This window comes from Neisseria sp. HMSC055H02, from assembly GCF_001813335.1.
Classification (GTDB): Bacteria; Pseudomonadota; Gammaproteobacteria; order Burkholderiales; family Neisseriaceae; genus Neisseria; species Neisseria sicca_C.
The window spans coordinates 1-18,658 of record NZ_KV812089.1 but is presented as its reverse complement, the minus strand read 5'-3'; the positions used below and the strand labels follow the sequence as shown (position 1 = coordinate 18,658).

Below are 18,658 nucleotides of genomic sequence, written 5' to 3'. Positions count from 1 at the left end.
TAAGGACTTCAAGGTTTGACAGGTTTGCCGTTGATGCTGACGGAAGTCAGTTTCAAATCGTAGGTTTTGCCGTCGTCGGTATAGCTGATTTGGGCGGGGATGTTGCCCAAGGAGGTGGCGAAGGAATAGGTTACAGTGTCGTCGCCGCGTTGTACGCGGTATTTTTCGACGGGTATGGCTTTGCCGTTCAGGGTATAGCTGCCGCTGCCGATTTTGCTCATACCGCTGACGGGATAGATTTTTTTGCCGTTGGTGATGCTCAGGCGGGCGGGCAGTTTCGCATCGTTGGCGGCAAGCTGCCATGCCAGCGTGAATAAATCACTGATGTTGCCGCCGACGGTTTCGGTTTGCAGCTCGCCTGTTTTACCGTAGGTAACCTGATTGCCTCGGAATTTGGCTTCGGCATAGGTTTTGCCGCCGCGGACATCTTTATAGTAACTCGGGCGGATGGTGTTGCCGCTGATGCTGCCGCCGGATTCGAAACGGATATGGTAGAGCGGGACTTTGATGGTTGAGACGACTTTGTAGCCTTTACCGTTGCGGGTAAAGGTCATGGTCGCGGGCAGGGTGAGTCCGTTGTAGTGTCCGGCATATTGCAGGGAGACGGATTGCGGTAAGTTGGCGGCATGAGCGCTAGAGATAAATACGGGTGATGCAAATGCAGCTATCGTTAGGTTTAGGGATAAAGCTCGAAGATAGGGTTTCATGGCATATCTCTATATATCTGATGTCGTGAAAATACGTTGTTTCCGAATCGGTGAAATTAGCTATTATAAAGTTTGGTTTGTTAGGATATGAATAATTATTTATAGAAATGCAAAAGAACATTATAAAAAAGGCCGGAGTTTATCCGGCCTTTTAAGGGTTTTAAGCCAAGAGGGTTTGTCCTTCGGCGTTGCGTTCTGAGTTGAACACGCGGTTACCTTCGATTTTCAGACGACCTGCGACAAAATCGGCAACGGCTTGCGGGAAAAGGCGGTGTTCGACGGTCAGGACGCGTGCGGCAATGTCGTCGGGCGTGTCGCCGTCGAGGATCGGGACGATGCCTTGCGAGATAATCGGACCGCAGTCCAGCTCGGGGGTTACAAAATGGATGGTGCAACCTGCGACGCGGCAGCCGGCTTCCAGGGCGCGTTCGTGGGTGTGCAGGCCGGTAAATGAGGGGAGGATGGACGGGTGGATGTTGATCAGGCGGTTTGGGTAATGGGCGCAGAATTCGGGCGTGAGGATGCGCATAAAGCCTGCGAGGACGACCAAATCGGGTTGATAGACGTCGATTTTTTCCATCATGGTTTGGTCGAAAGCGAGGCGGCTGGGGAAGTCTTTGTGGTTGAGGCTTTCGGTGGCGATGCCGCGTTCGGCTGCCCAAGCCAGTCCGGCGGCGGTTGTGCTGTTGCTGAGGACGGCGGCGATGCGGGCGTCTGGAATGGCGGCATTGACGATGGCCTGCATATTGCTGCCGCGGCCGGAGATGAGGATAACGATGTTTTTCATGGTGTCGGGCTTTCGGGTTTTTCAGGCAGCCATTGTATAGCAAAATAAAATCGGAATGCTATGCATGATACGGATGGGAATCGGATTTGCGAAGGTCGTCTGAAACGGATAAACCGTACCATTGCTGCCTGAGAACAGATAACGGCAGTTGGTGTGGATTCGTAATGAAAAATGCCCGAAACGGATTGTGTTCGGGCATTGGGTTAAAGCGCGGGCTTATTGGACTTTTTTGATGTCAACTTGACCGGGGGCAGGTTGGAAGTCTTCGGGTTTGCCGATTTTAACCAGCTTCACGTCGAATACCAAAGTGGAATTCGGACCGATTTTCCCACCGGGAACTGTCTGATCGCGGTAGGCAAGTTTGGACGGGATATAGAAGGTGGCTTCGCCGCCTTCTTTCAAAAGCTGGATACCCTCGGTCCAGCCGGGGATGACTTGGCTGACAGGGAAGGTAACAGGACCACCATTGGCTTTGCTGCTGTCGAAGACGGTACCGTCAATCAGGCGGCCTTCGTATTCAACGACGACGATGTCGTCTTTCTTAGGCTGTTTGCCGTCCCCTTCTTTGGTGATTTTGTATTGCAGGCCGGAGGCGGTGGTTTTCACGCCTTCTTTAGTCGCATTTTCTTTGAGGAACGCTTCGCCTTTTTCCAGGTTGGCTTTGGCGTCAGCTTGAAGTTTTTCTGCGGCTTTGGTTTGTTGTTCGGTCAGGAATTTCATCATGACTTCCTGCGCCTGGGCTTCGGTCATTTTGTTTTCTTTGCCTTCATAAGAAGCCTGCATGGCTTCGATGAAGACTTTCATATCAATTTCCGCACCTTGATCTTTCATTTGTTTTAAAGATCTGCCGATGTCCATACCCATTGCGTAGCTGGCTTGTTGGGCCGGTGTACCGATAGAAGATGCGTCTGTTGCGGCAGAAGCTGCGGATGCGGGAGCAGAGCCAGCCGCAGGTGTATTGGCGTCTTTTTTGTCGCAGGCGGTCAGTGCCAATGCGGCGGCGATTGCCAATGCGCTGAATTTGAAAGTTTTGTTCATGGTGTTTTCGTCTTTTAAAAGGGTCAGTAAAAGAAAGTCGGGATTATAGCCCAGTTTGATTCAAAAGGAATCAAAGCTGTTTAAATTTTTGGCTTGAATTGTAAAGCTGTTTTCAGACGACCTTCGTTTTCAGGCTTTTCCGGTCATATTGTGGTGTTCGATGGTAAAGCCGCTTTTTTTGTATGCGCTGAAGCGTTCGCGGGCGTCAGCGAGTGCTTCCAAACTGCTGCCTACGATTTCGAGTACGCGGGCGGGAATGACAGGGGCTTCGTTCCAAAAGTCGGGCGAGAGATTGAGGATGGTAGCGTTTTCAGGGACGGTGGGCAAAGTATCGCCGAACGCGAGCCATACGGGTATTTCAGACGACATGGGTTGGTCGGGTTGCCAAATTTCGTGCGGAATGAAACTTTCAGGGATTTGCTGCCAAAGGTCGCGGTCGAGGCGGCGGATTGTCTCGGCAGAATCCGACCACACCAATATTTGTCCGCCGTCGCGTATGGCGCGCGCAATCAGGCGGCAGGCGAAGGCGGCGGGATCGGCGGCGTGGGTGTAAAAGGTGGCTTTGGGCATGGCGCGGGAGTGGGGCGGGAAAATAGGGATTATAGTGAAAACGGGTTGAAAGGGCTATCGGGCTTCCTGTATTGGATTTCAAACCTTTTATCTTTGTTTTTTCAGACGACCTTTTTTGCGGCAGTCAGCCCCGTTCCAACACCTTCCTCGCCGCTTCCACGCCCCAATACAAAGCTTCTTCAAATACCGAATATCCGCTCAAATCGCTGTGGGCAAACAGCAATCCTGACGCTCGGTTTCTGATTTTTAACAAAGATTCGTCGTTCAGATAACCCACTTTCGGTACGCTCATGCCGTGTCCGCGCACCGTAACATCAACGTGGGAAACGTGTTGCCAGAAGCCTTCTCCGTAGGCGGCGATCAAGTCTTTGGCGGCGAAGTCGCGCAGTGCTTCGTCGGAGGCGTCGAGCAGTTGGCGGCGGACGGCTTGCGGGGTGTCGTGGTTGAGTGCGGCATAGGCGGTGAAGATGGTACGTTCGGGGCGGGCGACGCGGATGAGCTGGTTGGTGGCAACGACGTAGCCGAGTCCTTGAGTGCCGTAGATGACGTTATCCCACGCGGTTTCGCTGTTGTTTTTTTCTTTCGGGAAGCTGTGCAGCTCAAAATTGGCGACCAACCACGGCGCGTATTCGGGAATGTTCAAAGCGTATTGCGCGGGATTTTCGACGATGCGGGCAGCAACCATCAGCGGCATGGCGGAGATAACGTGTTGCGCAGTCAGGGCAACAGTTTCGCCGCTTGAATTGTCGCGCAGCCAAACTTCGATACGGTCGTCTGAAAGAGGCTTGATTTTGACGGCAGATGCGTTGACGGAAGCGGGTTTGTCGAAGTGGATGCGGTTTTCAAACGACCATTGCCAACCTTCCTGCAAACCGGCATGGCGGCGCAGGTTTTCGGAAAGGTGCGCCAAACCTTCGGGCCAGGTCAGGACAGTTTCCGCGCTGTTGCGGGCGGCGAAGTAATGCAGTCCGGCAAAGGCGGATACTTGCGCTATGCCCTGCCCATAATCGTCGCGGCAGCAGTAATCGAGATACCACAAAAGTTCGGGCGAGGAATAGCCCTCTTGCGCAAGCCATTGTTTGAACGTCAGTTTATCAAGTTTGCGCCACGTTTCGTCCGCCGATGACAGGGCTATCGGAATGGCGAAAATCTTTTTGCCGTCGCTGCCGTAAGCCTGTTTCAGACGACCGATTAAATCAAAAAAGCGTTTGGAATCAGCATCTTCTTTCGGCAACAGGTGTTCCTGCCATTTATCCTGATACAAAAGGCGCGACTCGGGCGCGTAAACCAAATCGGTTTCCCTGAAACTGCCGTCCGATTGCAAAATACCAAAATCCGCCAGCATCTCGCGCACATACGCACTCTCTTTCGACGGCAACGCAAGATAATGCGCACCACTCGGCGCTTGCAGGCCGTCTGAAGCGGCGTAGGCGGCATTGTTGCCGTTGCGCTCGAACCCTTCCGCCAGCAATACATCACGATGACCGTGTTTCGCCAAATACCACAACGCCCCCAAACCCGCCGCGCCGCCGCCGAGTATCAGCGTATTGCATTCGTAACGTCGAGTCGGCGAGCTGAGCAATTTCCCGTCGCGCAACAAATGCCCCAACGGCAGCCCGACGCGGTTGACGGAAACCGGCGGTTTGCGGTTGAGGCGGTTGTAAGTCAGCCAAGAGAAAGAGGAAGCGGCGGCAAGCGCGGCGGTGTAACTGAGGAATTGACGGCGTGTCGGCATGGGGTTGGATGTCGGTTTAGGGTTCTGACAGGTCGTCTGAAACATCAAGACGGTTTCAGACGACCTTTACAGGTTTTGTTGTTCTACTGGCGGCTGCGTATCGTCCAATATTCCTTCGCCACGTTGCGCTACCGTCCAAACCGCACGTTCCGCCGCCAAGTTCCTGCACAATACTTCCTTTACTCTTTCCAACTTCATGCCGCCGCAGATAAATGCGTCTATGGCGGCGAAGCGGTGTTCCGGCCAAGTGTGGATGCTGATGTGGGATTCGGCGAGCAGTAACACGCCGGTAATGCCGCCTGCCCCGCCGAAGGTGTGGAAATGCTCGGCGAGGATAGTGGCTTCTGCGGATTGGGCGGCGGCTTTGAGGGCGGTTTTCAGACGACCCTCGTTTTTTAAGACAGCTTCATCACAGCCATATAAATCTAAAAGACCGTGGTTGCCGGGGATATGGGTCATTTATGGCCTCCGGAATAACCGCTACCGCCGTAATAACCGCCGCCGTAATAGCCGCCGGAGTGCATACGCGAACCTTCGGAATCGGAAGAACCGTAGCTGATGATCATGGAGATGACGATGATGATGGTGCTGAAAATGATGTAAGTGGTTCTCGACATGGTTTAATCCTCGTCCTCGTCTTTTTTGCCCATAGTCCACATTAACCAGGCTCCTATGAAGATGACGGAGGGGGTGGCAGGATTGTCGCTGATTATCAGAGCAGGGAGGTTGACGACAACCAAAATGGCGGTCATTACGATTCTCAGTGATTTATCAATACCGTCTGCCGCCATTTTTGCGGTGTAATGCGGTGCGCGGCTGCTCAGGCTAAATGACTCGGCAACTTCGCTGTAATCAATTGGCACGCTTTTGCTCCATGCCATTTCGTGCGTGTTCAATTCGGCAGAAAGTTTGCGGTTTTGTCCGTCACGGTAGTCGCTGTAATAGTTCAAATCGCCCCTTCGGATGCGCCAGTAGAACGCGCCGGCCGCGACTTCGACCCTGCCGCCGTAGTCGTAAAGTTTGCCGCAGCCTTGCGGTTGGCGGTTGCGGTCGAGGCGCGGCCATGTATTTTGGGTTTGGGAAAGGCTCCAGCCGTCATCGGATTCGACCAGCCACAGGAAACCTTGCGTCGGGTTGTAAAGCAGATATTCCGACCATTGGCCTTCGGGCGTGAGCACGCGGTTGGCGCCGTTAAACAGGTTGTCGAATGTTTCCTGTGCGTCGGTTTCGGCGTATCTGACTGCGCCCATAACGTAAAATTCGCGGTTTTTCAGACGACCTTGTCTGCCGACGGGCAGGGTAAACAGGCTTTGCTGCGACGTGCGCATGGCGTTGGCGGTAATGAGTTCGGCTTTGTCTTTGCCGATTGCCAATTCGCTGCCGCAGCTTGGGCAGTTGAGATGGGAGGTGAGGCCGTTGACCCAGTGGACGGACGAGCCGCAGTTGGGACAGTTTTCTGAGGAAATACTGCCTTTCAGACGGCCTGCGCTTTCTTTGATTTCGTCTTCGCTGCGGGTGTTTTCCAGCTTCAAATCATCCAAGTTCACCATGCGGCCGAAGAAGGTTTCGGGGGTGTCGCCGCTGTAATCGAGCGTGATGAAAAGGTCTTCGCAACGCCAGTCGGCGACTTTGTTCTGACGGTCTCCGTTCAAAACAAACGGCAGCTCGCCCTGCGCGGCAGCGCGTTTCAAGCTGATGTGGCGCACGTCTGAGGCGACATAGCGTTTGTTTTGGAAAGTCAGTTCGCTAAATCCCGCCCGAATGTCCTCAAAGCGCGGCGGGTTGTCGGTTTCGACGGGCATGGTCATCACATACAAATCGCCTGCTTCCGAAAGCCAGCCCGTCCTGCCGTCGTCAAACAGCGTGTACCATTCGTTCCATGCGCCGTCTTCGTATTGCACCTGAAGCCGTCCGACCAGGGTGAAGCGTTGCGTAACGAATGTGCCGGCCGTGCCGATTTGCAGCGGGCTGAAATCTTCCAGCAATGCGGAATCGCGGCCGGAATCGACGATGCCGTCATCCTGCCGCACCAGCATGCTGTTGCAGTAGCCGCACACCAGCGTAACGGCTGAAGCGGAATGCGCTTCGACAGGCGCACCGCAGCTCGGGCAGTCGGTTTTGAAGAAGGGGGTGTTTGACATGTTTGCTTTTTCGAGTGGAGAGGAAGGTTTCAGACGACCTTTTTTACAGCAGATTTGAATAAACACTTACCGTGTCGTCATTCCCGCGCAGGTAGGAATCCATTTTGGAGATTCAGAAACGGTTTTTCAAATCAGGGTTTCTTAAGTTTGACGATGGATTCCCACCTGCGCGGGAATGACGACACTGAGTTTTGATGTAAAAACGAATTTTCAAAACCACCGACAGGCCGTCTGAAAACCCGCAATCTGTTTTCAGACGACCTTCTTAATATCAGCCGATCAACTGCTTCAACACTTCCGCTTTGGCTTTATCGTAATCCTCTTGAGAAATCAAACCGCCGTCCAGCAAAGATTTGAGTTTCGCCAATTTTGCCTGCGGGTCTTCAGAGGTCGTCTGAACGTTTTGCGCTGGTTGTGCCGCCGGCTGCATCATGCCCGCCATCGCGCCTGCCATTGCCTGACCGACGCCTGCGCCCACGCCCAAGCCTGCGCCGATTCCGGCAAGTCCGCCTTCGTTTTGCGCGGCGAGCGGGATGGATTCGGCGGTTTGGTATTGGGTGTAGCGTCCCAAGTCGCCGATGACGCCCATGGAAATTTTCTTATCCAAGGCTTCTTGGATGGCGGCAGGCAGAGTGATGCTTTCAACGGTGAAGTTTTCCAGCGTCAAGCCGAGTTTGGCAAATTCCGCGCCGAGCAATTCGCCGATTTTTTGCGACAGCAAAACTTGGTTTGCCGCCATATCTAGAAACGGAATGCCTGAGCTACCGAACGCCGCCGCAAGTTGGGTAACGGCGATATTGCGCAACTGGGTTTCCAACTCGACGCCGCTGTATTCCGCCGCTACGCCGCTGACTTCTTTGAAGAATTTTGCCGGATCGCTGATGCGGTAGGCGTACATGCCGAACGAGCGCAACTGCACCGCGCCGAACTCGGCATCGCGCACGGTAACGGGTTGCGACGTCCCCCATTTCCGAGCAAGCTGTTGTTTGGTATTGAAAAAGTAAACGTCGGATTTAAACGGGGATTCAAAGAGTTTGTCCCAGTTTTTCAGGTTGGTCAGCAGCGGCAGCGTTTGTGTGTTGAGCGTGTAACGCCCCGGTCCGAACACGTCGGCGGTTACGCCCTCGTCAACAAACATCGCCATCTGCGCCTCGCGCACGGTCAGGCTCGCGCCGTTTTGGATTTCCTCGTCGGCAATCGGGAAACGCCACATCAGCAGGCTGTCGTCGGGATTCGGCCATTGGATGACGTCGATAAACTGTTTCTTGATAAAGTTGAACATTGCGGTTCCTTATTTTGAAGAATGGGAGAATACGGAGCGGGGAGGAAATGCGGCCAGCCGTAAATTTTGCAAACTGTTTATAAAAATCAGGTCAAACAAGCGGCATTCAAGATACCTATGGACACGGACACCGCGCCAAACAGCGCGCCGACGGCGACGTTGTTGCCGATAAGTTCTTCCGTTGCGCCTTTAATCATCATCGTGGCGGCAAAATACACCAAAATCTGAATCACTGCCGCGGCAAGGGCCCACAGGATAAAATCGACGAAACTGACGCTGTGGGCAATGCTGGACGCGAGCGTCAGACAAAATCCGACCAGCGCGCCGCCGAACGACAAGGCGCAGGCAAGGTTGCCGTTTTTAATCAGCCGCAACTCTTCCGCAGGCGTAATACGCAGATACACCGCGCCGAAAACGGCAGTCATCGCTACACCCGCAAGCATATATTGCAGGTAAAGCAGGTATTGGGGCAGGGAAATACTCACGATAGGGATTCCTTGTCAGATAATTTTGATGTTTTTGATTATGCCATATTTCAATAGCAAAGGTCGTTTGAAAAGGGTTTCAGACGACCTTTTACTGTTTTTTGCTTTGTTTTGGGTTATCAGGCCGGCGGAGGCAGAAGAGGAAATGAGACTATAGTGGATTAACTTTAAACCAGTACGGCGTTGCCTTGCCTTACCTTAGCTCAAAGAGAACGATTCTCTAAGGTGCTGAAGCACCAAGTGAATCGGTACCGTACTATCTGTACTGTCTGCGGCTTCGTCGCCTTGTCCTGATTTAAATTTAATCCACTATATAACCTGTCCCGCACCATTCTCGATAAGGCCTCAAAAAGCTCTAAAAATCGTCTGAAAAAATGCGCGGAGTTTTCCGCGCATTTTGCTTAAAACATACTCTCGTTTTCAGACGACCTTTTACAAAGCGGCGAGTACCGCGTCGCCCATTTCGGAGCAGGAAACGAGTTTTGTGCCTTCTTCGTAAATATCGCCGGTGCGCAAGCCTTGTTGCAGCACTTTTTGGACGGCGCTTTCAACTTGTTGCGCGCGGGCTTCGTCGTTCAGGCTGTAACGCAGCAGCATGGCGAGCGAGAGGATGGTGGCAAGTGGGTTGGCTTTGTTTTGTCCGGCGATGTCGGGTGCGGAGCCGTGTGACGGTTCGTACAGGCCTTTGCCGTTATCGTCCAGCGAGGCGGAGGGCAGCATACCGATGGATCCGGTTAGCATGGAGGCTTCGTCGGAGAGGATGTCGCCGAAGATATTGCCGGTGGCGATGACGTCGAATTGTTTGGGCGCGCGCACGAGTTGCATGGCGGCGTTGTCCACATACATGTGGGAGAGTTCGACGTCGGGGTATTGTTTGCCGATTTCTTCAAAGATTTCGCGCCAGAGTTCGGTGGTTTCCAAGACGTTGGCTTTGCCGACGGAGCAGACTTTTTTGCTGCGTTTTTGGGCGGATTGGAAGGCGACGTGGGCGATTCGGCGGATTTCGCTTTCGCTGTATTTCATGGTGTTGTAGCCTTCGCGTTCGCCGTTTTCCAAAACGCGGATGCCGCGCGGTTCGCCGAAGTAGATGTCGCCGGTGAGTTCGCGCACGATGAGGATGTCGAGGCCTGCGACGATTTCGGGTTTTAGCGTGGAGGCGTTGGCAAGCTCGGGATAGAGGATGGCGGGGCGCAGGTTGGCAAACAGGTTCAGGTCTTTGCGGATGGCCAATAGGCCGCGTTCGGGGCGCAGCGGGCGGTCAAGGTTGTCGTATTGCGGGCTGCCGACCGCGCCGAGCAGGACGGCATCGGCTTTGCGGCAGAGGTTTTGCGTGAATTCGGGATAGGGATGGCCGTATTCGTCGTAGGCTTCGCCGCCTAATGGGGCGTATTCGTAGCCGGCGTCCAAGCCTTGGGCGATGAGTTTGTCGAGTACGCGGACGGTTTCGGCGACGATTTCGGGACCGATGCCGTCGCCTCGGAGGATGGCGATATGTTTGGTCATGGCAAAATCCTTATGAGGGTTTGGAAAAGGGAAGGTCGTCTGAAAACGGCGAAGCGTTTTCCATTTTTTAGGATGGTGTTTTCAGACGACCTTTTGTGTCTGTTTGCAGGTCGGTTTGCTTGAACGAGGCTGATTGTACCATTGCGGCATCGAGAAAGCTGCGTGGAAATCATGCAGGCGGATTCGTTGGGAACGCGATGGGCGATATAGCCGAGTTTTACAGTATTTCCGAAGGATTGAAGGAAATCAGTAGCGTTCTGCTTCGATACGGATTTTAAATACGGCTTTGCGTATGGACTTTTCTTCGCCCACCAATGGGGCGTGCGCGTCGTTGGGAAAGAAGAGGGCGAACTCGCCCGGTTGGAGCGTGAGCCAAGTTTCCGGTTCGCAGTCGAAAAATTCGATGTCGCGCTTTTCGTCGTAGCCCAAACCGTTTTTCAGACGACCTCTGTCTATCCAGCCGTAGGTTTCTTCCCCGCTGATGGGGGCTTGGATGTCGATATGTTTCAAATGCGCTTCCGGCTTGGCATCGGCTTTGCTCCTCATCAGTTCGCTGCCGATAAAGAGGCGGATGTTTGGGTTTGCGCACGGCACTTGTCCGTCGGGCAGGGCGGCGAAATCCAGCGTTTGCAACAGCCGGACGGCGTCGGCGAAGTCGGGGTGCAGTGCGGCGTAGCGGGTGGCGTTGGTGAGGGTGTCGGTAATCATGTTTTGAAGGAAGAGATGAAAAAAGGTCGTCTGAAAACTGTTTTTCCGTTTTAGCGAAACTCGCTACGCTCGTTTTCAGACGACCTTTTTGTGTATCAACCGTTAAACAGCCAAGGCTGGCTTTGGCGGCGTTTTTCTTCGAAATCGCGGATTTCTTCGGCGTGTTGCAGGGTCAGGCCGATTTCATCCAAACCGTTTAAAAGGCAGTGTTTGCGGTGTTCGGTAATGTCGAATTTAAATGTCTCGCCGCTTGGTGTGGTCAGGGTTTGTTCGGCAAGGTCGATGGAGAGCTGATAGCCTTCGTTTGCTTCGACTTCTTTGAAAAGTTGGTCGACTTGTTCTTCGGTCAATACGATGGGCAGGAGGCCGTTTTTGTAGCAGTTGTTGAAGAAGATGTCGGCGAAGCTGGGGGCGATGACGGCGCGGAAACCGTAGTCGTCCAATGCCCAAGGGGCGTGTTCGCGCGAGGAGCCGCAGCCGAAGTTTTTGCGCGTCAGTAGGATTTGCGCGCCTTGGTAACGCGACCGGTTCAGCGAGAAATCGGGGTTCAGCGGGCGTTTGCTGTTGTCCATGCCCGGTTCGCCGTGGTCGAGGTAACGCCATTCGTCAAAGGCATTGGGACCGAAGCCGCTTCGTTTGATGGATTTTAAAAACTGTTTGGGGATGATGGCGTCGGTATCGACGTTGCTGCGGTCGAGTGGGGCGACGATGGCGGTGATTTTGGTAAAGGCTTTCATGTTCTGTACTTTTCTGTTTGTCGGATGATTACAAAATGCCCCGTCATACGGGGCATTTGGGATTGAATCAAGACAATTTAGTAAGTTTTGTCTTTTTCAGCGGTATCACTAACGGCAGTGCCGGCAGCTTTGACATCTTTGCCCATACCGGAAATAGTGTTGCATGCTGACAAAAGGGTTATAGCGGTCAAGGCAATAAGTGCGAATTTTTTCATAATCATAGTTCCTTACGGGTGGTCAATGTTCAATTAGTAGCTTTTTACAGACTCGGCAGAACCGCTGACGGCAGATCCGGCGGCGCTGACATCTTTACCTACACCGGAAACGGTGTTGCACGCTGACAGCAGGGTCATAGCGGTCAAAGCAATAAGTGCGAATTTTTTCATTTGAAGCTCCTAAATTAATCAATCAATCAAAAAGTACAGTATGTTTTGCTGCGTTGTTAATAATATGCTGCATCCGGATAAAAGGCAATAGGCCGACTGATTCGAAATTTTGATGTTTAAGATGTAAACAGTATTAAATCAATTTCACAAGCCGCGGATATCGGTAAATTTACCCTCTACCGCGGCAGCGGCAGCCATAGCGGGGCTGACCAAATGTGTGCGCCCGCCGTTGCCTTGGCGGCCTTCGAAGTTGCGGTTGGAAGTGGAGGCGCAGCGTTGGCCCGGAGTGAGGCGGTCGGCGTTCATGGCGAGGCACATTGAGCAGCCTGGTTCGCGCCATTCGAAACCGGCGTCGATGAAGATTTTGTCCAAGCCTTCCTGTTCCGCCTGCCGTTTAACCAGACCGGAACCGGGAACGATTAACACGCGCTGTACGTTGTCGGCTTTTTTACGGCCTTTGGCGACGGCGGCGGCTTCGCGCAAATCTTCGATGCGGCTGTTGGTGCAGGAGCCGATGAATACGATGTCGACGGGGATTTCGTTCAGCGGCGTACCGGCTTCCAAGCCCATGTATTCGAGCGCGCGTTCCATGCCGCTGCGTTTGACGGGATCGGTTTCTTCGGCAGGATTCGGTACTTTGCCGCTGATGTCCAAAACCATTTCGGGCGATGTACCCCATGTTACTTGCGGTTCGATGTCTTCGGCTTTGAAACGGTATTCTTTGTCGAATACCGCGCCCTCGTCGGAAACCAGCGTGCGCCAGTATTCGACGGCTTTGTCCCATGCTTCGCCTTTGGGTGCGAAGGGTTTGTCTTTGACATAGTCGATGGTGGTTTGATCGACGGCAACCATGCCGGAGCGCGCACCTGCTTCAATCGCCATGTTGCACAGGGTCATGCGGCCTTCCATAGAGAGGCTGCGGATGGCTTCGCCGCCGAACTCGATGGCATAGCCCGTGCCGCCTGCCGTGCCGATTTGTCCGATGATGTAGAGGGCGACGTCTTTGGCGGTAACGCCCGGTTTCAGACGACCTTCAACGGCAATCAGCATGGATTTGGATTTTTTCGCGGTAATACACTGGGTTGCCATAGTATGTTCGACTTCGGAAGTGCCGATACCGTGTGCCAGCGCGCCGAACGCGCCGTGGGTAGAGGTGTGCGAGTCGCCGCAGACGACGGTCATGCCGGGCAGGGTTGCGCCTTGTTCCGGCCCCATAACATGAACGATGCCTTGACCTTTATCCATGAACGGGAAGTAGGCGAGTGCGCCGAACTCTTTGATATTTTTGTCCAAAGTATCGACTTGAAGCTTGGAAATCGGGTCTTGGATGCCTTTGTCCCAATCGCCGGTCGGGGTGTTGTGGTCGGCGGTGGAGACGACGCTGTCGATACGCCACAGCTTGCGTCCCGCCATTTTCAGGCCTTCAAACGCTTGCGGGCTGGTGACTTCGTGCACTAAATGGCGGTCGATGTAGAGCAGGACAGTGCCGTCTTCTTCTTCGCGGACGACGTGGCTGTTCCAGAGTTTGTCGTAGAGGGTTTGTGCGCTCATGATGGGTTATCTTTGCTTATTAATAATAGGAGTAGATGGTTTGTTTTGATGGGCGGATTTTAGGCTTTTTGCAGGGGTAGCGCAATAGAAATTTGTCTAATTTCTACATTTCCCCGTAAAAATCTAAAAATAACTTTCAAAAATTAGACAAATTGTAGAATTGTTGACAAAAAGAGGTATTTTATTTGAAACAATGCTTGTCGTACCGCCTAAAAAAGCACTATCATTTCCATCCGTATCCCACATCCGACAACAGAGGTATAGAGAATGAAATTACCGGTTATGGCTGCCGAACATCTGTCGCAACTTCAGGCGTTTGAAGCGAAAATCTTGTGCAACCACGCCAAAATCGAAGCATGGTTCCGTTCGCAATGGAACGCGCACCGCCCGCCGTTTTACGGTTCGGTCGACATCCGTAATGCCGGTTACAAAATTTCGTCTATTGATATGAACCTGTTTCCCGGCGGTTTCAACAATCTGAATCCGAATTTCATCCCGCTGGCGGCAGTCGCGGCGCAAGATGCGGTTCAGCGTGCTTGCGAAACGGCAAAATCCGTATTGATTATTCCCGAAAACCATACCCGCAACACGTTTTACCTGCAAAACGTTTACGCACTCAGCGAGATTTTGCGTTCGGCAGGGTATGAAGTCCGTTTGGGCAGCCTGAATCCGGAAGTTACCGAGCTGACCGAGTTTGAAACCGCGCTGGGCGATAAAATCCTGCTGGAACCTTTATTGCGTACCCGCGAGCGCGTCCATCTTGCCGACGGCTTCTCGCCTTGCGTAGTCTTGTTGAACAACGACTTGTCCGCGGGTGTTCCCGACATTCTCAAAGGCATCAGCCAAACCGTATTGCCTCCGCTGCACGGCGGTTGGACGACGCGCCGTAAAACAGAACATTTCAGCGCATACAATCAAGTCGCCGCCGAATTTGCCAAGCTGATTGACATCGACGAATGGCAGATTAACCCGTATTTCGAAAAAATCGGCGGTTTGGACTTCCAAGAACGCGAAGGCGAAGACGCGTTGGCGGAAGCGGTAGAGCGCGTGCTGGCGAGAATTCAAGCCAAATACGACGAATTGGGCATTACCGACCAGCCTTTCGTGATTGTCAAAGCCGACGCAGGTACTTACGGCATGGGCGTGATGAGCGTCAAATCCGCTGACGAAGTGCGCGGGTTGAACCGCAAAAACCGCAACAAAATGGCGAAGGTGAAAGAAGGCTTGGAAGTCAGCGAAGTGATTGTCCAAGAAGGCATTTATACCTATGAAACCATGAACGGCGCCGTGTGCGAACCCGTCGTTTATATGATGGACCGTTTCGTTATCGGTGGCTTCTTCCGCGTACACGAAGGACGCGGCGCGGACGAAAACCTCAACGCCGGCGGCATGGTGTTCGTCCCACTGTCCAACAGCATCCCCACCGGCAGCGGCGACAATTCCCAAGAAGCCCCCGAAGCCTGCAAGCGCGTATTCGAAGAATGGGATTCGCTCGGCATGCCACGCTCTGAAAAAGATTGCGATGTGGACAACGAACACAACCGCCTCTACGTTTACGGCGTAATGGCTCGCCTGTCGCTGCTTGCCGCCGCGCTTGAGTTGGAGCAAACCGCTCCGTAAAGCGTGTTTGGTCTGATTATTTAAAATAGTAAAGGTCGTCTGAAAGCCATAGTTTAGGTTTTCAGACGACCTTTTTCATGACGTTTATAGGAAATTCAATTATTATCTCCACCTAATTTCAAAGCTAATAATAAAAAGGGAAACAGTTTTGCTGAAATATTATGGATTGCCGTTTTGGGTCGTCGGCGTCATCGCCTCGTTCGCTTTGTCGTCCGTACCGCATTGGGCTGCGTGGCTGGCGGCGGCATTGGTTTTGCTGGCGGCTTCGCGGCGGTTTGCGGTGGCGGGAATGATGCTGTGCGTCCTGCTCGGCGCGGCTTACGGCGTGTTTCGGACGGAAGCGGCTTTGTCGGCGCAATGGCCGCTGAACGGGTCTTCGGAGTCGGTGTTGATGGTTGAAGTCGCAGATATGCCGCGCGGCGACGGGCGGCGGGTGCAGTTTGCGGCGAAGGCGTGGACAGAGGATGGGCGGCAATTTGATTTATTGCTGTCGGATTATCAGAAACGCGATTGGGCGGTGGGCAGCCGCTGGAAAGTGTCGGCACGGCTCAAGCCGGTTATCGGCGAAGTGAACCTGCGCGGGCTGAACCGCGAGGCTTGGGCGTTGGCAAACGGTTTGGATGGCGCGGGTACGCTGGGTAAAGGCAGGAGCTTGGTTCGCGAGGGCGGCGGTATCGGCTTGGCGGTGTGGCGCGATGCGGTCAGCCGCCGTTGGCAGGCTGTTGGGGCGGACAGTCCGGATTTTTCGGACGGTATCGGTCTGATGCGGGCTTTGAGCATAGGCGAACAATCGGCGTTGAGACCCGAACTGTGGCAGGCGTTCCGACCTTTGGGTTTGACGCACTTGGTCAGTATTTCGGGGCTGCACGTTACGATGGTGGCGGTGTTGGCGGGGTGGCTGGTCAAACTGATTTTCAGACGACTGCCTTGGATACCGGCAAAACCGCGCGTGTGGATTTTGGCAGGCGGCGCGGCAGGGGCTTTGTTTTATGCGCTGCTGGCGGGCTTTCAGTGCCGACGCAGCGCAGCGTTTTGATGTTGGCGGCGTTTGCCTGGGCTTGGTGGCGCGGCAGTCTGTCTTCGGGTTGGGCGGCGTGGTGGCAGGCTTTAGCAGTGGTGTTGCTGCTTGATCCATTGGCGGTTTTGGGTGTCGGCACTTGGCTGTCGTTCGGCTTGGTTGCCGCCTTGATTTGGGCTTCGGCAGGTCGTCTGAAAGAACGCGGCTGGCGTTTGGCTGTACGCGGACAATGGGCGGCGACGGTGTTGTCGGTGGTATTGTTGGGCTATATTTTTGCGTCCTTGCCCATCATCAGCCCTTTGGTCAATGCGGCGATGATTCCTTGGTTTTCTTGGGTGCTGACGCCGTTGGCGCTGCTGGGGTCGGTGTTGCCGTTCGCGCCTTTGCAATGGGCGGCGGCAGGTTTGGCGGAATACACTTTGCGCGGCTTGGTTTGGCTGGCGGAGGTGTCGCCTGAATTTGCCGTGGCCGCCGCGCCTGTACCGCTGTTGGTTTTGACTTTTGCAGCGGCTTTACTGTGGCTTTTGCCGCGCGGTCTGGGACTGCGGCCTTGGGCGTGTTTGGTGTTGGCTGGATTTGTGTTTTACCGCCCCGACCGTTTGGACGACGGGTTGGCGCGGATTACTGTAATGGATGCGGGACAGGGTTTATCAGTGTTGGTACAGACGCGCAACCGCAACCTGCTGTTTGACACGGGTACGGCGCAGGCGGCGCAAACGGGTATCGTGCCAAGCCTGAACGCCATGGGCGTGCGCCGTTTGGACACGCTGATTCTGTCGCATCACGACAGCGACCACGACGGCGGTTTGGATGCTGTTTCCGATATTGAAATCGGCGAAACGCTGGCGGGGCAGCCTGAGTTTTATCCGAATGCAAAATTTTGCGCCGAAGCGCAATGGCAATGGGACGGCGTAGATTTCGAGTTATTGAGGTCGTCTGAAAACCCGGGCGGCGAAGACAATGACCGAAGCTGCGTCTTGCGCGTCGTTTCCGACGGACAGGCTTTGCTGGTTACGGGCGATTTGGGCGTGAAGGGCGAGGCGGGGCTGGTAGAACGCTACGGCAGCTCGCTGTACAGCCAAGTTTTGATATTGGGACACCACGGCAGCAATACAGCTTCTTCAGGCGGCTTCCTCAACACAGTCGCACCCAAATACGCCGTTGCCTCCAGCGGCTACACCAATGCTTACAAACACCCCACTCCCGCTGTCCAAACCCGAGTCCGCGCACACGGCGCGACTTTGCTGCGGACGGATTTGTCAGGTGCATTAGTATTTGAGCTGGGCGGCGATGAAGTGTTTAAAGGTCGTCTGAGAAGGGGTAAGTTTTATTGGCAGAAAAAGCCGTTTGGGTAAAGCGGTTTGTTGTATGAACGAAGCCGTCTTTCAGACGGTTTTTTTATTTCTGTATAATGGGTAGGCCTTCAGTAAATCTTATTGATTTTATGATACAATTTCGCCTCGTTTTTATTAACGGTAGGACTTTTGCAACGTGGACTGGATGAACAATCTGTTTTAGCTCGGCGGGGCGTTATTGTTTTTAAGCGTGGTTTCGACCACTTTGTCGGCAAGGCTGGGGATGCCGCTTTTGTTGGTGTTTCTGGCGGTTGGAATGTTGGCGGGTGAGGACGGTATCGGGCGCATCGATTTTGACAATTTCGTTTTGGCCAACGTCATCAGCCAGCTTGCGTTAGCCGTCATTTTGCTTGACGGCGGGTTGCGGACCCAGCTTTCAAGTTTCCGAATTGCATTGAAGCCTTCTGCGGTATTGGCGACATGGGGCGTGTTTGCCACCGTGTTGCCTTTGGGATTGTTCGCCACGTTTTATTTGGGTTTGGATTGGAAATTCGGCGTACTGATGGCGGCGATTGTCGGCTCGACCGATGCGGGGGCCGTGTTCAGCCTGCTGCGCCACAGCGGCGTGCGCCTGAATGACAGGGTACAGGCGACTTTGGAAATCGAATCCGGTGCGAACGATCCGATGGCGATTTTTTTAGTTACCGCCCTGATTACCATGATTACCAACCCCGAACAATCAGGTGTGTTGGCGTTTTTATGGATGCTGCTGCTCCAAATCGGCTTCGGCCTGCTGATGGGGTGGGCGGGCGGAATGGTGTTGGCGAAACTCGTACGTCGTTTGAACCTTGCGGAAGGATTGTACGCGCTGATGATTGTGTCAGGCGGCCTGTGGGTATTCGCATTTACCAATACCATCGGTGGCAGCGGCTTCTTGGCGGTTTATCTGGCGGGGATTATCGTCGGCAACCAGCATACCCGCGCAACCGAACACGTTTGGCGCGTGATGGACGGCCTGGCGTGGCTGGCGCAGGCGACTTTGTTCGTCGTGCTGGGTTTGTTGGTTAAGGAACCGATTCACTTGGTGCTTCAGCA

The 18,658-nt window shown here is 53.8% G+C and carries 18 protein-coding genes and 1 pseudogene; 3 read left to right on the top strand and 16 right to left on the bottom strand.

Annotation, left to right across the window (positions count from 1 at the left end; translation table 11 throughout):
• Positions 1-8 precede the first annotated feature (8 nt).
• The 16 genes from HMPREF2907_RS05535 to leuC all read right to left on the bottom strand — a co-directional run bounded on the left by HMPREF2907_RS05535 (position 9) and on the right by leuC (position 13,630).
• Positions 9-707, bottom strand: a complete 699-nt coding sequence (locus HMPREF2907_RS05535; protein WP_070680971.1) for a DUF3108 domain-containing protein — start codon at positions 705-707, stop codon at positions 9-11.
• Between the two features lie 160 nt (positions 708-867).
• Positions 868-1,494 (bottom strand): phosphoribosylglycinamide formyltransferase, encoded by a 627-nt coding sequence (gene purN / locus HMPREF2907_RS05530; protein ID WP_070680967.1) that lies wholly within the window; start codon positions 1,492-1,494, stop codon positions 868-870.
• A 216-nt stretch (positions 1,495-1,710) separates the two neighbouring features.
• Entirely contained in the window at positions 1,711-2,532 is an 822-nt protein-coding gene (locus HMPREF2907_RS05525) for an FKBP-type peptidyl-prolyl cis-trans isomerase (RefSeq protein ID WP_070680964.1), read from the bottom strand.
• A 129-nt stretch (positions 2,533-2,661) separates the two neighbouring features.
• On the bottom strand, positions 2,662-3,102 hold the full coding sequence (locus tag HMPREF2907_RS05520; RefSeq protein WP_070680960.1) for a DNA polymerase III subunit chi: 441 nt from the start codon (positions 3,100-3,102) through the stop codon (positions 2,662-2,664).
• Positions 3,103-3,226: 124 nt separating this feature from the next.
• Entirely contained in the window at positions 3,227-4,837 is a 1,611-nt protein-coding gene (locus HMPREF2907_RS05515) for an NAD(P)-binding protein (protein ID WP_070680957.1), read from the bottom strand.
• Between the two features lie 66 nt (positions 4,838-4,903).
• Positions 4,904-5,296, bottom strand: a complete 393-nt coding sequence (gene speD, locus HMPREF2907_RS05510; protein WP_070680954.1) for an adenosylmethionine decarboxylase — start codon at positions 5,294-5,296, stop codon at positions 4,904-4,906.
• Positions 5,293-5,454, bottom strand: coding sequence for a hypothetical protein (locus HMPREF2907_RS12895; RefSeq protein ID WP_168165198.1), 162 nt, complete (start codon positions 5,452-5,454; stop codon positions 5,293-5,295). The genes speD and HMPREF2907_RS12895 overlap by 4 nt, the downstream gene beginning before the upstream one ends.
• A 3-nt stretch (positions 5,455-5,457) precedes the next feature.
• A complete protein-coding gene (locus tag HMPREF2907_RS05505; RefSeq protein ID WP_210388590.1) occupies positions 5,458-6,978 on the bottom strand; it encodes a DUF4178 domain-containing protein in 1,521 nt (506 codons plus the stop codon).
• Positions 6,979-7,249: 271 nt separating this feature from the next.
• Entirely contained in the window at positions 7,250-8,260 is a 1,011-nt protein-coding gene (locus HMPREF2907_RS05500) for an SPFH domain-containing protein (RefSeq protein WP_070680950.1), read from the bottom strand.
• Between the two features lie 86 nt (positions 8,261-8,346).
• Entirely contained in the window at positions 8,347-8,745 is a 399-nt protein-coding gene (locus HMPREF2907_RS05495) for a DUF350 domain-containing protein (RefSeq protein WP_210388589.1), read from the bottom strand.
• A 432-nt stretch (positions 8,746-9,177) separates the two neighbouring features.
• Complete coding sequence (leuB, locus tag HMPREF2907_RS05490) at positions 9,178-10,248, bottom strand: 3-isopropylmalate dehydrogenase (RefSeq protein ID WP_070680946.1); 1,071 nt, start codon at positions 10,246-10,248, stop codon at positions 9,178-9,180.
• Positions 10,249-10,494: 246 nt separating this feature from the next.
• Complete coding sequence (locus HMPREF2907_RS05485) at positions 10,495-10,956, bottom strand: NanQ anomerase/TabA/YiaL family protein (RefSeq protein WP_070680943.1); 462 nt, start codon at positions 10,954-10,956, stop codon at positions 10,495-10,497.
• A gap of 95 nt (positions 10,957-11,051) precedes the next feature.
• Positions 11,052-11,693, bottom strand: a complete 642-nt coding sequence (leuD, locus tag HMPREF2907_RS05480) for a 3-isopropylmalate dehydratase small subunit (protein ID WP_070680939.1) — start codon at positions 11,691-11,693, stop codon at positions 11,052-11,054.
• Positions 11,694-11,770: 77 nt separating this feature from the next.
• Positions 11,771-11,908, bottom strand: a complete 138-nt coding sequence (locus tag HMPREF2907_RS05475) for an entericidin A/B family lipoprotein (RefSeq protein ID WP_070680935.1) — start codon at positions 11,906-11,908, stop codon at positions 11,771-11,773.
• 33 nt (positions 11,909-11,941) lie between these two features.
• The gene (locus HMPREF2907_RS05470) at positions 11,942-12,079 is read right to left on the bottom strand and encodes an entericidin A/B family lipoprotein (RefSeq protein ID WP_016687934.1); all 138 of its coding nucleotides are present in this window, start codon (positions 12,077-12,079) and stop codon (positions 11,942-11,944) included.
• Positions 12,080-12,223: 144 nt separating this feature from the next.
• The gene (leuC, locus tag HMPREF2907_RS05465; protein ID WP_070680932.1) at positions 12,224-13,630 is read right to left on the bottom strand and encodes a 3-isopropylmalate dehydratase large subunit; all 1,407 of its coding nucleotides are present in this window, start codon (positions 13,628-13,630) and stop codon (positions 12,224-12,226) included.
• A gap of 267 nt (positions 13,631-13,897) precedes the next feature.
• On the opposite strand from leuC, the gene gshA reads away from it, so the two are divergent.
• The 3 genes and pseudogenes from gshA to HMPREF2907_RS05450 form a co-directional block, all read left to right on the top strand.
• Entirely contained in the window at positions 13,898-15,250 is a 1,353-nt protein-coding gene (gshA, locus tag HMPREF2907_RS05460; RefSeq protein ID WP_070680929.1) for a glutamate--cysteine ligase, read from the top strand.
• A gap of 148 nt (positions 15,251-15,398) precedes the next feature.
• Positions 15,399-17,623 (top strand): annotated as a pseudogene (locus tag HMPREF2907_RS05455) (DNA internalization-related competence protein ComEC/Rec2).
• A gap of 178 nt (positions 17,624-17,801) precedes the next feature.
• On the top strand, positions 17,802-18,658 hold an 857-nt coding region (locus HMPREF2907_RS05450), incomplete at its 3' end, for a potassium/proton antiporter (RefSeq protein WP_318259020.1).